Source organism: Vibrio sp. CAU 1672 (assembly GCF_029223195.1).
In the GTDB taxonomy this organism is placed as follows: domain Bacteria; phylum Pseudomonadota; class Gammaproteobacteria; order Enterobacterales; family Vibrionaceae; genus Vibrio.
This window is the reverse complement of sequence record NZ_JARHUF010000001.1, coordinates 244,040-256,548: the sequence shown is the minus strand read 5'-3', so window position 1 is coordinate 256,548 and position 12,509 is coordinate 244,040. Positions and strand designations below refer to the sequence as shown.

Genomic DNA, 12,509 nt, shown 5'->3' with positions numbered 1-12,509 from the left:
AACCGTTAAGCTAAGTAAAAACCCCTAAGCTACAGCTTGGGGGCTTTTACTTTCCGGCGGATGATCCCGTTTACTGAATAACAGTTATCTGAACAAATAGGGGAACAGGTTTCTGCGCTCCTGAGCAGACAGTGCCGAAACCCGCTTGATATTGGTGTCAGGGATCAATTCCGGGTTGGGGTAGTGTTTCAGTACTTTTTCCATGCTTTCTTCACGGATCAGATGAAAAATCGGATAGGGTGAGCGGTTGGTGAGGTTTTCATCATCTTCTGGCGCTGTGCCACCAAAGCAGTAGTCAGGATGAAAGGTCGCTACCTGGAAAACCCCTTCCCAGTCTTGTTGTTTGATCAGCCCCTCCACCCAGTCAATGAACAGGTTGTAGTCCCAGAAGTCTTCCAGCATGTTGGGCACGACAACTAACGTAGTTTCCAGCTGTTGTGCATCGGTGTTGCTGAGTTCGATCAGCTGCAACAAGATGTCTTCCAGTAACGCCTCTTCCTTTTCGGCCTGACTGACGAAGATTTTGATCTGTTTGTTACGCTGAGGTTTAGCGGCAAAAGGACATAAGTTTAGCCCGATCACCACGTCATTAAGCCACTGTTCGACCGACTGGGCGACGGCATTGACATCGGTGCGGGTTGGGTTGTGAGTTGAGCGTGTTGGCATAGGATTTTCTTGTGGTTATGAGTATCGCGCAAGCATAGCAAAGAACCAGGTCAACTTCTTCTTAAGCCGCTCAGGCCTGGATCGTTAGCGGAGTTAAGCGTTTCATTGGTATGTTTTAACCGGGCTATCGTTGCAAACATTGCCAGGTAAATGGCGCTGCCACCGACTAATACGGTTGACCAGCCACCATGTTGCCAGCAATACAGCAGTAGGAACCCGCCCAGGCTCCCGCCAATATAGTAGTGAACCAAATACAATGCGGTCGCGGTGGCTTTGGCGTGGGTCGCATGCTGGCCAACCCAGCCATACGCCAGCGTGTGGGTGAAGAATGCGCCGAAGCTGATGAGTAACAGGCCGATCAGCATCGCGGAGAGGCTTTCGATTGCCGCTAACCACATGCCCGCCATACTTACCACTGCACCCAGAAACATGCCGATGATGGGAGGGTAACGTTTACTCCAGTGGCCGGCGCAGCGGGATGAAAAAGTCCCCCCTAAATAACAGATAAAGATCAGAGAAGCCAAACCAACCGGTACATGATGCGGCGCGCTGACTAAGCGGAAGCCCATGACCGAGTATAGATTGACAAACAGGGCGAAGTTAAACCCTCCGATCAGCATCGCCAGCCATACCTGCTGGTTTCTGAAATGACCGATTAGGGCACGGTTATGATGCCTTAAGCTAACGGAAGAGGGTGTAAAATTGTGCTGTTTGGGGAGAAGGCGATATACGCAGACCACACCAGCCAATGTGGCAACCATCATCACTTTAATTGCAATATCGACACTGAAGTTATCCGCCAGCAAGCCGCCGCTGATACGCCCGGCTATGCCGCCTAATGAATTCGCCGCGATATAGCTGCCGATGGCCATTGAGAAGGCATACTGGTCTAACTCTTCAGCCATATAAGCAACGGCGACGGCCGTGAACGCTGCCAGCGCGATGCCAATCAATGCCCGGCACAGCACTAAAAACAAAAACGAGTCACTAATCAGCATCAGTGCAGAAATGGCCGGAACCGCGAATAAGCCAAACATCATGACGGGTTTGCGGCCTACTGACTCTGACAGTACCGCAAGTGGTACCAGGCTGAATGAAAGAGTTAATGTGCTGGCCGCAAACAACCAGTTGGCCTGAGTTTCGGAGATGGCAAACAGTCTGGCAAATTCGGGCAGCATAGGCTGGAGCAGATACAGGTTTGAGAAAACCAAAAAGGAACCGAGCGCCAGTGACAGTGTAACGCGTCGGTATTCCGGAGTGCCAAAACTGACCATATGCTCTGCCTTGTGTGCTAGAAGGAAAATAAAAGGAACTGTGATCAATCTATCAGTTAGTTTTGAATTGAAAAAATATATTAAAAATATAGTTACGATATATTTTTGATCTAATGGAATCGAGACAACTGAAGCATTTCCTCGCTGTAGCGGAACATGGCAATGTCACTCATGCTGCCCGGGCGCTGCATATCGCGCAGCCCGCATTGAGTATTTCAATAAAAAAGTTTGAGCAGTCGTTAGGGGTTACGCTGTTTCGGCGAGAGGATAAGAAAATCAGCCTGACCCAAGAAGGCGAAATCTTATTGGTGCATGCCAAACGTGTGATCCAGCAGTTACATGATGCGCAGCTAGCGATTGATGAGCTCAAAGGGCTGGCTAAAGGAGAGGTGCGCCTCGGCACGCCGTCGATGATGGGCAGTTATTTCTTCCCGCGTATCGTTATGGCATTTAAGAGTCAGTTTCCGGACTTGAAACTGACCCTGGTAGAGGCAGGAACACAATCCATTCGACGCATGTTGCTGAATGGACAACTGGATATTGGCGTGATCAGTTGTGATGACGTTCCGGATGATCTGGAAATCGATCATCTGTTTACCAGTCAGATGGTTGCGGTGGTAGCGCCGGATCATGAGTTAGCTCCGCGAGGGGCACTGACGTTTGATGAATTTTTTGACCATGAACTGGTGATGTTTCAGCATGGTTATTTTCATCGCGAGTTTTTAGATCACGTCAGCGAAGAGCATGGTTTTACCATGAAGTCGTCGTTTGAAACGAACCTGCTTCCTTTGATCCTCAGCATCGTAAAGCAGGAATTTGCCATTACCGCATTACTTGAGTTGGTGACGCAAAATGAAAAGGGAGTGGTGGGGATTCCGTTTGACCCGCCGGTTAAGCTGGATCTGGCCTTGGCGTGGCGTAAGCAAGGGTATTTGTCGATTGCTGACCGAACATTTATCGACTTTGTTAAGCAATACGTGTGATACAAAAGCCTTTCGTGCGAAAGGCTGCTTCAGTTAGCTGCGTTTAGTTACTGCTGTACATCTTTTCGAAATTCTTTGGATTCCAGCCAATCATTACGCGATCACCAATTTTCAGTACCGGCACTGATCGGGCGCCTAATGCATCAAGCTCTTTGCGGCCACGCTGCATTTTTGCATTACACAGGCGATAGGTAATGTTTTTCGAATCAAGATAACGTTGAGCATCTTTACAGTGAGGGCATTTGTCTTTGATGTATAGCACGACACGTTTCATTGAATTTCTCTCCATTACCGTAGGGAGGCGAAGTTTAACGGCCTTTTGCTATAAAGGAAAGCCGAAACCTGAGATGAAAGTATCGGCTTTCTCAGGTATATTTAGCGCCTTTCTTTTGTCATAGCAGACTTTATTTCCATGCATCCGTCACTTCGCTATATTCAAGGCTATCCGCCACACATCGTTGAACAAGTCAGTTCACTGCTTGAAAGCGGCAAGTTAGTTCCCTGGTTCGAACAACGCTATCCGGACCGGCACCAGATCAAGAGTGAAAAAGCGCTCTATGAATATGCTATAGCGATCAAAAACCGCTATATGAAGAAAGCCGCTCCTATCAGCAAAGTGGTCTACGATAAGAAAATTCACCTGATCAACAACGCGCTTGGATTACATAGCGTGATCAGCCGTAACCATGGTGGCAAACTCAAATCGAAGAACGAGATCCGGATCGCCAATGTATTTAAAGATGCACCGGAACCACTGTTGAGAATGCTGGTGGTGCATGAGTTGGCACACACGCGGGAAAAGAACCACGATAAATCGTTCTACCAGTTGTGTTGTTATATGGAGCCGGAGTACCACCAACTGGAGTTTGATGCCCGTCTGTTTATGATTTACCTCGATTTAAAAGCGAACTCGAATGAAGCACAATAACCAGGCCGCGCAGCCGGTCAAATCAAAGCCAAATCAAGAGGCACGTAAAGCCGGGGCGAAACGGGTGAAAAAGAAAGCGTCTGGCAATGCGAAACCGGTGGCAGCCAAAAGCGATATCGATTTTATCAAGATCGCCAAAAGCGGGTTGCACGAGCGTAACGCACACCGAGGACGCTATGATTTCGAAACGTTACTTGCCAGCATGCCAGAGCTCAAACCGTTTGTGGTCAAGACGCCGAAAGGGGAAGATTCGATCAACTTCTCTGAGCCGAAAGCCGTCAAAATGCTTAATAGAGCCCTGCTTGCCGCGTATTACGATATCGGGTTTTGGGATATCCCGGAACACTATTTATGCCCGCCGATCCCAGGCCGTGCCGACTACGTTCACCGCGTGGCTGAACTGCTGGATGGTGAGGTAAAAGGCACTTACCCGCACCATAGGGTACGAGCGCTTGATGTGGGTGTGGGGGCAAACTGCATTTACCCTATCATCGGGGTGACGCAATATGGCTGGCAATACACCGGCAGCGATGTGGATCCAAAATCGATCGCCGCGGCACAAGCGATCGCCGACAACAACGTCGTGCTAGGAGACAAAATCCATCTGGTGCAACAACAGAGTGAAGCGCATATTTATCGCGGCATTATCCAGCCGGGTGAGCGTTATGATGTCACCACCTGCAACCCGCCGTTTCATCGCTCAGCAGAAGATGCCGCAATGGGCAGCCAGCGCAAGCTGGACAACCTGAAAGCAAACCAACGTAAGAAAGGCGTGAAATCTTTGCATGCCAGTCAAACCAAGCAGGCCAAACCAACCCTTAACTTTGGTGGGCAAAACGCGGAGTTATGGTGTCCGGGAGGCGAGGCTGCTTTTATTCGTAAGATGGCCAATGAGAGTCAGGCATTCAGTGCCCAGGTGCTTTGGTTCACCACATTGATTTCGAAGAAAGACAATGTCCGCCCGATGCGCAAGCAACTGGAAAAGCTCGGCGTCAAAGCGATCCGGGTGGTGGAAATGAGCCAAGGGCAAAAGGTCAGCCGGTTTATGGCCTGGTCTTATATGAATAAGGCTGAACGTGCCCGGTGGATAGCCCTTAAGTAGGAGTAACGACAGGGTCAGCGAAAGTAGACATAAAAACCACGCGCGGCTTGTCTGGTTTGCAGGTCGCAGACCGGACAGGCCGCGCGTGTTGGGTCGTTTACTCAGACACAGGCGTGCAGGTTAGGGAAGTCAGGGCGATGAACTTATCGTCTTTTTCGTAGTAAATCCCACATGTGCTTCCTCTGAGCTGTAAGGTATATTGGTCAGGAAATGCAGAGTAACTGCCGTCTAACAGCAACTGATCGTCACCTTTGATTTTGCCTGACTCAATCAGTAGCGTTGATGACTGTTCAAATACATTTGATGCTAACCTTGGGCCAGGCGTGCCCTTGATGGTTGCAATGGCCTGCTGGATCTCCTCCACCGCTTGCGGCGTCGTGTTAATACTGACGGCGCTCACTACTGGTTGAGTGGTTGTTTGGCAGCCTGTTGATAGCAGGGCTGCCCCGAGGCAAAGACCGGTCATCAACGCGGACGGGAACCGGTTATTTAAGATCAACATGAATGGCCTCTGTTCTGAATGGAGAGCGGAGATCATTAATCGCGCCTTCCTGATGTGAGTTCAAGTTCGACATCGCCCGGTAGCTTGCGGCTGGCAGGGCAGGACATTCGCCTGTGCTGATATAGTTTAAAGCTGCGGCAAGCATGCCTTCTGAGCTGTCACCCAGTGGCTTGGTTAAATCATCCGCGACTAAACAGCCCTCGACTTTTTCATCCAGCCCGATAGTGGCCGATGTTTGTGATTTTGGCGTCGGTATAAATCCATCCGCGAAATCGCCGAAGCCTTTTTCATTGGCAGACTTAAACTGGATGGTGTAGTACATCGTGCCGCAGTTTTGTTCTGGTGCGAAACCATAGGGCTTGCCGGTTGATGGGGTGCCGATCTGAATCACTTCCACATCAATACCGCGTAAGGCGTTGATCAGTAGTTCACTGGCAGAAGCCGTATTGCCGGTAGTTAACACATAAACGCGCTGAGCATTTACGCTTGGTAGTTGCTGTTTCGTCAGGACACCTTTGCCCCAATCAATGGCGACGTCAAGGAAAGGGTAGATGTTCTCACCAGGAGCGACTTCTTTCATTATTTTGTCATTGTAGTGCAGCGCACTGAATACTCGGTTACTGTCAGCACCCGACAGCATGTAGCCAACCTGTGCCGACTGCCACACCAGACCACCACCGTTGTATCGCAAGTCAACAACCATCTCGTCGATTTGCTGTTCAGACAGCATGGAGAACGCAGTTATTAGCGGTGCCTGAGCCGTTGGTTCAAATGCATTGTACTGAATGTAGCCGACTTTTTTATCGCCATGCTCAATGACTGTGGCATTCTTGACCGGGGAAGTCATGACATCTTGTGCGGTCAGTGTGACGGTCTTCGGCATTCCATCAACATTTTCGAATGTGAACTGATAACTAGTGTTTAACTCTGGGGCGAACAGTGAGGCATTGATAAAGTCAATGTCACCCGGATTGTTGGTGGAAACCACATCGACATTGTTAATCATCAACAGTTTATCACCACGATTCACGCCCTCCAGAGCCGCTGGTGAGTCTTGTTCAGTGTAGGCAATTCTGATATCGCGTGGGGCAGTGGCATTAAGGAAAGACCAGTTGAAGCCAAACCCTGCTACCACTCCTGACTGTGACGACTTTATGTATTCATCGTAGGGAACGGTGAAGTGAAATCGGTCTTTGTCTTGGCCGGATGCCGTTGTTTCAGTGGTTTTTAGTGAGTGAAAGTAATCCAGCACCGTGTTGAACTGTTGCGGGTTTTGATCTTGGATCTCGTCATACCATAAATAGGTTTCGTTACTGAATGCGCGGAGAAACATTTTCTCATTCATTGCCGATCCGGCTTTGTCAGGGTAAGCGGTGTTACCTGCATAGGGATCTAAGCCGGTTCTGGGCGTACTGCATAAGTTAGCCAACTCTGCAGAGGGGACATTATAGACCCCTTGGACCCAACCGTTCAGGCTGGACTCAAAGGTAGTGTTTTCGCCACCGCCACCACACCCCGGTAGAAGTGCAATCGGAAGCGCCGCCAACAACGCTGAGTAGTGAACCTTCATATTTATTTTCGCTCCATGAAAAACAGTGGTAATTGTTAATTTTTATCGATGTTTAATTTGCATCAGCGGGATGGTTAAACGTATGCATTGATACTGCAAATTGTGATTATAAATGTGTGATCTATCTATGGTTAATTATTGCAGCGTGTGGTGTTTTCAATCTAAGTGCCGATTTATTCAGGGATTTCACTTATGTTCCTTAGCTAAATATTCAATCATGGTAAGCGGCAGTCAGAAAATCGATACAGTTAGTAATTTGTTGTGATTATGAGCAGAGATAACGGTTAACAAGTCAGTTACTATGTGTAAGTCAGTTAACATCTGCTGTTACAGGCTTTAACGTTAAGGGGAGAGGAGCAAAGTCGAATAGCCTAACTATGGCGGGCATGTGGTTAAGTGATGGCAAATTATTAAGGCGAGGCCTGTTGTTTTCGTACGTTATTTGCAATGCATCGATAGACAATCGCATCACAGGGGCTCGCTTTGGCTAAATAACATTTCAGTGGTTGAAAACGGAGGTGAGGAAATGGATCATCAGTTTTATCTCCCATGTCAGCCAGATTGGTTGTGTAAACCTTTTATGACCGTTTTTACGCTATTGTTGGTCATCGGTTTGCTGGCATTTATCCGTATTGTTTATCAAGAATACCTCAGCATTCAGAACCGCGATAAAGTGGGTCGGCTTCGCCGTCTGCGCCGGATGTCTCAACGGCAGCGGGATCGGCTGCGGGCACGCAAAAAACGCCCGAAACGCGGAGCTGGTGGTTAAGGCCGGTTATTGGCTTTTTCTCTGGTCGCTTTGAGCAGTTCGAGCTGTTGCTGGTAGTTTTCCTGTAGAGTTTGGTTGCCGGCGGACTGCTCAAGTCTGATTAATAGCTGGAGTGAGGATATTTGTGGGCCATACATCTGATGGAAACGCAGCAGTTGGCGGCGAGCGTCGGTGAACTGATGTTGGTCTATTTTTAAACTTGCAAGCTGAAGAATGGATTTCGGGCGGTTTGGATCGTAGTCAATGGCCCGGGTGAAATAGTGCGCGGCCATTTCCTCTTTTTGTGCTTTAAGCGCGCAAAATGCCGCGTTTTCATAACTGGCGGAGATCAAGTAATAGTAGGGCTGGTTTATCGCGCGATTAAACATTTTATCGGCTTTTTCGTAATCGCCCTGTTTACATAAGAAGGTTCCGTAGTTATTGAGTACGTTACCGTTGTTTGAGTGCTGTTGTAGTGCACGCCGATACATTGCTTCCGCTTTGGTCTTTTCCCCTACGACTTCATAGTAGTGTGCCATCGACAACTGCGCCCGGTAGTAGCGGGGGGCATGTGACAAGGCCTGTTGCAGGTTATCATAAGCGCGGACCATATTGTCTTGCTCAAGGTAGCCTAAACCAAGCGCAATACGTGATTCGGCCATACTGACCGGATCGGATTGAACGTTTTGCTCGTTTTCTGTCACTGTGACGCAGCCAAAGAGCGTCGCTATACCGACAAGCAATGCCGATGTCCGTTTCCAGTTATTCATGATGTTCTCCTTGCTTCCTGCCGGTAAAGGCATGATATGTCCGGAGAAGGAAAAGCCTAATAATGAAAAATTACAATGCGATCCGCTTGGCAATCTAATACAAAAAAGCCGCCAACCGGCGGCTCGTGTGGTGCTTCATATCAATCATCTTTAGTGAAGGCCGATTCACTGAAATGATCGAGATCGTATGGTGTTTGCTGGTAAACACAGTAGTTGAGCCAATTGGCAAACAGCAGATGTCCATGGCTTCGCCAGCTGGCAATTGGTGGGTTGTCCGGGTGGTTATTCGGATAGTAGTTGACCGGGATCGCCGGCTCCATTCCTTCACCTAAATCACGAATATATTCGTTGTGCAGGGTATGCGAATCGTATTCCGGGTGACCGGTGACAAAGACATTGCGTTTATCTTTCGTCGCTGCCAGGTAAACACCGGCGACATCGGATGTCGCCAGAATATCCAAATCAGTATGTTCAGCCAAATACTCCGGGGAAAAATCGGCATAGCGGGAGTGGGGCGCAAGGAAGGTGTCATCAAACCCACGCAGGATCGGGTGGAACGGGTGGTGGATCTGATGATGGTAGACGCCGGATAGTTTTTCTTTACGGGTTTTCTTTGGCAGGTCGTACAACAACTTTAAACCTGCCTGGGCCGCCCAGCAGACAAACAAGGTAGAGGTGACATGGTCTCTGGCCCAGTTCATGATGGTCTGCAGATGATCCCAGTAAATTACATCTTCAAACTGCACCAGACCGAGCGGGGCTCCAGTAATGATTAACCCGTCAAAGTTACGGTTCTTGACCATTTCAAATTGACGATAAAACGTATCAAGATGCTCAGTCGGTGTGTTTTTGCTCGGGCGATCATCAATACGCAGCAGTTCAACGTCCACTTGCAGCGGGCTGTTGGAAAGTAAACGCAAAAATTGAGTTTCGGTCTCAATTTTCTTTGGCATCAGGTTCAGGATAAGCACTCTTAAGGGGCGGATCTCCTGGCTGGCTGCGCGTGTTTCGCTCATGACGAAGATGTTCTCTGTCCGCAGAACATCAGTAGCAGGTAGTTGATCCGGAATTCGTATTGGCACAGCTTTCTCCCTAAGTGTGTTTTAGACGTCTATACATCTAAACCTACCGTAAAAAAAAACAGATGTCGATACAGAATGTGAGATTGGAATGACTTTTCTTCAGCGGCTGGGAATAAAACTACTGGGATTCGTTTGAAGCAGATATCAGATTCACGTTAGTATGGCTTTATGCAGCTGAGTTAATAATAAGTTCTAATGGCTGCTTAATCGTTCTTTCAAGCGAGAGCGAAAATATCCAGATAACGTCAGTGGAGGATCTTATGCTTGCTATGTTCAGAACCAAGGGCATTATACAAAGCCTCGCCAAAGAAGCTCCGTATGAGTTGAGTAAAATGTTTGGCGAAAAACAATCCTACTCGCCTGTTGAGGTGGAGATGGTGCTTGATCAACTCGGTTATAATAAAAGTAACGACCCGGATCACTATATTCATGCATGCGGAATGTTCTGTGATTCCTCATCTTATACCAAACTGGCGCTGGAGCAGGAACTCGGTGACTATTCGGGCTACCAACGCGCAATCGGCAAAATGCTACTCAATACGCCGGAACCCGTATCCATGCTGATCTATTTTGAGTTGGCACAGCAGCACATGCAGAGCAAATAACCGTCCTGATTGGCAGACCAAAGCCCGATTATGGGCTAAGTTTTCTACAGTTACACAGTTTTGCCATACTTGTTGTCTGTCGGTTAGTGAAGTGGCTCGGGGCGGACTGGTATTGTTCGAAGCAGGTGAAAAATATGAGATTGTTTTATGCACTGACTTTTAGTGCAGATACCAAACGTCGGTTATCGACAGTACGGGATCACCTGGCCGATCATGCGTTGAAAGGCCGGTTTACCCGTGAGCCGAATTTTCATATTACGCTGGAGTTCATCGGTCAGGCTACTCGTAATCAAGCGGATATGTTGCTTGCTGTATTATATACCCTGACACGTCTGCCGTATCAGGTTACCACTCAGTCTTTGGGCTCGTTTCACCGCAAAGGGCGTGATTTGGTGTGGTTGGGTATTGATAAAGAGCCGCAGTTAATGGCGTTGCAACATCAGCTCAGAAGCAGGCTGAGTGAGGCGGGTTTTAGCCCGGAGAAACGTCGCTTTTTACCACATGTTACTCTGGGGCGGAATGTGGTGTTAGACCAGCCATTAGCGGGCTTTTTTGTGCCTAAGATGGAACTTGATGTCCGTTCCGTCGCCCTGATGGAAAGCAAGACAGTTAATAACCTGTTGGTCTATGACATTGTCGATGAACTGCGGCACAAATAGCATTTTCCAGCGGGGGACGCATTTGCGCTAATCAATCCCGGCAATGAGCCTTATCAGAACCTGTGCCCTCAATAAGTATAAATTTTCATTATTAAAAACATAATATATGATAATTTCCCCTAATTTAAAGCGCTTCATATACTCACGCCATCAAAGCAAATCAACAATGAACAGTGGAGTTTGGAGTAGTTATGAAAATGAATCACGTGGGTATCATGGTTGGTGATATGGATAAGGCGGTTGAGTTTTACACTAATGCACTGGGCCTGAAAGTGGTTATGGGTAATACCAAAGTGGTCGAGGAACGCGAAACGGCGATCGGAAGAATGTGTATTGCGGTGTTTGGTGAAGGCTTTAAAGGCTTTAACATTGCCCATCTGGTTACCAGTGATGGTATCGGGGTTGAGCTGTTTGAGATGAAAGAGCGCGCTGAGCGACACCAAGTCGACTTCTCTCGGCTCGGTATTTTCCACTTCTGTCTGCAAACCGATGATTTCGAGGGCGTGATTAACAAAACCGAAAAATTTGGTGGCAAAGTGAGAATGGATATCATGCGTTACCATCCGGAAGATGACAGCAAGCCGCAGAAAATGGTTTATCTGGAAGACCCGTTTGGTAACTTGTTTGAACTGTATTCTCACACCTACGAAGAAACGTACTCGTCTGACTATGAGTGATTAGGGGATCGGCCTTGGTGCCGATCCTTTTACTTTTGGGGATTGCACGCTATCAACGATTGGATTTTCAACGATTGAAATCCCGGCAGCCGTTTGCGTATGATGAAAATTCACTTGAGTTTCGTGAGATTAACTTAAAAAGTAAGGCAGGATGGCAAGCGCGACAACGTGCAGGTGTTGAAAACCGTCATCATCTGAAATTCCAATTAACAGTGCTGTTTAATTAGGCGTTATGGTGAGTGGTGTGGCACATTAATAAAATGGCAAATGTAAAAGGCAATCGCGTATGGACTACACACTGGATGACTCCAGGCAGGCTGAGAAAATCGAACAGCTTTTTTTGCACACTTTCAGTGATTCAGAAGGTGAAGCAGAGGGACAGGTCATTGCCAAACTGGCCGGAGAGCTTATCAATACTACAGCGGGTGATGAACGGTTCGTCTTTGTCGCCACTGAGCATCAACAACTGGCAGGCTGCATCATCTTTTCCCGCCTGACCTTTCCCGGCGGACAGTCGTGTTTTTTGTTAGCACCGGTTGCGGTACACACTGACTACCAAGGGCTGGGGGTCGGGCAGGCATTGATCCGTTATGGACTGGAGACACTCAAGCAGCGTGGTGCTGAACTGGTGATGACTTATGGTGATATCCGTTTTTACTCCAAAGTCGGATTTGTGCCGGTCAGCGAAGATATTGTTAAAGCGCCATTGGCACTCACCTATCCGCAAGGGTGGCTCGGCCAGGCTCTGAAGGGTGAGCATATTGCCCCGATCAACGGAACCCCAAGGTGTGTGGAAGCCATCAACCATTCGGTTTACTGGTGAACAGAGGTAAACGCACAGATTGAGCGCGGCTTTTTGATGTCAGTAAATTGGTTGCAAAATAGTGGATAACTAATCGAACAGGCGTATTTTTAAGCAGTGGCGGGATTAATTTGCCAACCA

16 protein-coding genes are annotated in these 12,509 nt (G+C 48.1%); 9 read left to right on the top strand and 7 right to left on the bottom strand.

Annotation, left to right across the window (positions count from 1 at the left end; all coding sequences use genetic code 11):
• Positions 1-84: 84 nt before the first annotated feature.
• Positions 85-666, bottom strand: a complete 582-nt coding sequence (locus tag P2G85_RS01120) for a DUF1415 domain-containing protein (protein ID WP_275862267.1) — start codon at positions 664-666, stop codon at positions 85-87.
• Positions 667-716: 50 nt separating this feature from the next.
• Positions 717-1,940, bottom strand: coding sequence for an MFS transporter (locus P2G85_RS01115; RefSeq protein ID WP_275862266.1), 1,224 nt, complete (start codon positions 1,938-1,940; stop codon positions 717-719).
• A 113-nt stretch (positions 1,941-2,053) separates the two neighbouring features.
• On the opposite strand from P2G85_RS01115, the gene P2G85_RS01110 reads away from it, so the two are divergent.
• A complete protein-coding gene (locus P2G85_RS01110) occupies positions 2,054-2,923 on the top strand; it encodes a LysR family transcriptional regulator (protein ID WP_275862265.1) in 870 nt (289 codons plus the stop codon).
• 43 nt (positions 2,924-2,966) lie between these two features.
• Here the strand turns inward: P2G85_RS01110 and P2G85_RS01105 are convergent, their stop codons facing one another.
• A complete protein-coding gene (locus tag P2G85_RS01105; RefSeq protein WP_275862264.1) occupies positions 2,967-3,197 on the bottom strand; it encodes a glutaredoxin family protein in 231 nt (76 codons plus the stop codon).
• A 138-nt stretch (positions 3,198-3,335) separates the two neighbouring features.
• Between P2G85_RS01105 and P2G85_RS01100 the strand changes: the two genes are divergently transcribed.
• Entirely contained in the window at positions 3,336-3,851 is a 516-nt protein-coding gene (locus tag P2G85_RS01100; RefSeq protein WP_275862263.1) for a M48 family metallopeptidase, read from the top strand.
• Entirely contained in the window at positions 3,838-4,953 is a 1,116-nt protein-coding gene (gene rlmF / locus P2G85_RS01095; protein ID WP_275862262.1) for a 23S rRNA (adenine(1618)-N(6))-methyltransferase RlmF, read from the top strand. Before P2G85_RS01100 ends, rlmF begins: the two co-directional genes overlap by 14 nt.
• 97 nt (positions 4,954-5,050) lie before the next feature.
• On the opposite strand, the gene P2G85_RS01090 is transcribed toward rlmF, so the two are convergent.
• Positions 5,051-5,455 carry a hypothetical protein gene (locus P2G85_RS01090; RefSeq protein ID WP_275862261.1) on the bottom strand — a complete coding sequence of 135 codons (405 nt, stop codon included), beginning with the start codon at positions 5,453-5,455 and terminating at the stop codon, positions 5,051-5,053.
• Positions 5,439-7,025, bottom strand: coding sequence for a S41 family peptidase (locus tag P2G85_RS01085; protein WP_275862260.1), 1,587 nt, complete (start codon positions 7,023-7,025; stop codon positions 5,439-5,441). The genes P2G85_RS01090 and P2G85_RS01085 overlap by 17 nt, the downstream gene beginning before the upstream one ends.
• Positions 7,026-7,551: 526 nt before the next feature.
• Here P2G85_RS01085 and P2G85_RS01080 point away from each other — a divergent pair.
• Complete coding sequence (locus tag P2G85_RS01080) at positions 7,552-7,794, top strand: hypothetical protein (protein WP_275862259.1); 243 nt, start codon at positions 7,552-7,554, stop codon at positions 7,792-7,794.
• Here P2G85_RS01080 and pilW read toward each other — a convergent pair.
• Together pilW and metA are read right to left on the bottom strand one after the other, a co-directional pair.
• Positions 7,791-8,543: a type IV pilus biogenesis/stability protein PilW gene (gene pilW / locus P2G85_RS01075; RefSeq protein ID WP_275862258.1), complete on the bottom strand. Its 753-nt coding sequence runs from the start codon at positions 8,541-8,543 to the stop codon at positions 7,791-7,793. The genes P2G85_RS01080 and pilW overlap by 4 nt on opposite strands.
• A gap of 140 nt (positions 8,544-8,683) precedes the next feature.
• Positions 8,684-9,625: a homoserine O-succinyltransferase gene (gene metA, locus P2G85_RS01070; RefSeq protein WP_275862257.1), complete on the bottom strand. Its 942-nt coding sequence runs from the start codon at positions 9,623-9,625 to the stop codon at positions 8,684-8,686.
• 260 nt (positions 9,626-9,885) lie between these two features.
• On the opposite strand from metA, the gene P2G85_RS01065 reads away from it, so the two are divergent.
• From P2G85_RS01065 to P2G85_RS01045, 5 genes are all read left to right on the top strand, one after another.
• On the top strand, positions 9,886-10,230 hold the full coding sequence (locus tag P2G85_RS01065) for a hypothetical protein (RefSeq protein WP_275862256.1): 345 nt from the start codon (positions 9,886-9,888) through the stop codon (positions 10,228-10,230).
• A 134-nt stretch (positions 10,231-10,364) separates the two neighbouring features.
• The gene (gene thpR / locus P2G85_RS01060; protein ID WP_275862255.1) at positions 10,365-10,889 is read left to right on the top strand and encodes an RNA 2',3'-cyclic phosphodiesterase; all 525 of its coding nucleotides are present in this window, start codon (positions 10,365-10,367) and stop codon (positions 10,887-10,889) included.
• Positions 10,890-11,080: 191 nt separating this feature from the next.
• The gene (locus tag P2G85_RS01055; protein WP_275862254.1) at positions 11,081-11,566 is read left to right on the top strand and encodes a VOC family protein; all 486 of its coding nucleotides are present in this window, start codon (positions 11,081-11,083) and stop codon (positions 11,564-11,566) included.
• 14 nt (positions 11,567-11,580) lie between these two features.
• Positions 11,581-11,793, top strand: coding sequence for a hypothetical protein (locus P2G85_RS01050; protein ID WP_275862253.1), 213 nt, complete (start codon positions 11,581-11,583; stop codon positions 11,791-11,793).
• A 59-nt stretch (positions 11,794-11,852) separates the two neighbouring features.
• The gene (locus P2G85_RS01045; protein ID WP_275862252.1) at positions 11,853-12,389 is read left to right on the top strand and encodes an N-acetyltransferase; all 537 of its coding nucleotides are present in this window, start codon (positions 11,853-11,855) and stop codon (positions 12,387-12,389) included.
• Positions 12,390-12,509 lie beyond the last annotated feature (120 nt).

Excerpts from the sequence above, each read along its gene's own strand:
- P2G85_RS01120 (WP_275862267.1), bottom strand. The coding sequence starts at position 666 with ATGCCAACACGCTCAACTCACAACCCAACCCGCACCGATGTCAATGCC.
- P2G85_RS01115 (WP_275862266.1), bottom strand. The coding sequence starts at position 1,940 with ATGGTCAGTTTTGGCACTCCGGAATACCGACGCGTTACACTGTCACTG.
- P2G85_RS01110 (WP_275862265.1), top strand. The coding sequence starts at position 2,054 with ATGGAATCGAGACAACTGAAGCATTTCCTCGCTGTAGCGGAACATGGC.
- P2G85_RS01105 (WP_275862264.1), bottom strand. The coding sequence starts at position 3,197 with ATGAAACGTGTCGTGCTATACATCAAAGACAAATGCCCTCACTGTAAA.
- P2G85_RS01100 (WP_275862263.1), top strand. The coding sequence starts at position 3,336 with ATGCATCCGTCACTTCGCTATATTCAAGGCTATCCGCCACACATCGTT.
- rlmF (WP_275862262.1), top strand. The coding sequence starts at position 3,838 with ATGAAGCACAATAACCAGGCCGCGCAGCCGGTCAAATCAAAGCCAAAT.
- P2G85_RS01090 (WP_275862261.1), bottom strand. The coding sequence starts at position 5,455 with ATGTTGATCTTAAATAACCGGTTCCCGTCCGCGTTGATGACCGGTCTT.
- P2G85_RS01085 (WP_275862260.1), bottom strand. The coding sequence starts at position 7,025 with ATGAAGGTTCACTACTCAGCGTTGTTGGCGGCGCTTCCGATTGCACTT.
- P2G85_RS01080 (WP_275862259.1), top strand. The coding sequence starts at position 7,552 with ATGGATCATCAGTTTTATCTCCCATGTCAGCCAGATTGGTTGTGTAAA.
- pilW (WP_275862258.1), bottom strand. The coding sequence starts at position 8,543 with ATGAATAACTGGAAACGGACATCGGCATTGCTTGTCGGTATAGCGACG.
- P2G85_RS01065 (WP_275862256.1), top strand. The coding sequence starts at position 9,886 with ATGCTTGCTATGTTCAGAACCAAGGGCATTATACAAAGCCTCGCCAAA.
- thpR (WP_275862255.1), top strand. The coding sequence starts at position 10,365 with ATGAGATTGTTTTATGCACTGACTTTTAGTGCAGATACCAAACGTCGG.
- P2G85_RS01055 (WP_275862254.1), top strand. The coding sequence starts at position 11,081 with ATGAAAATGAATCACGTGGGTATCATGGTTGGTGATATGGATAAGGCG.
- P2G85_RS01045 (WP_275862252.1), top strand. The coding sequence starts at position 11,853 with ATGGACTACACACTGGATGACTCCAGGCAGGCTGAGAAAATCGAACAG.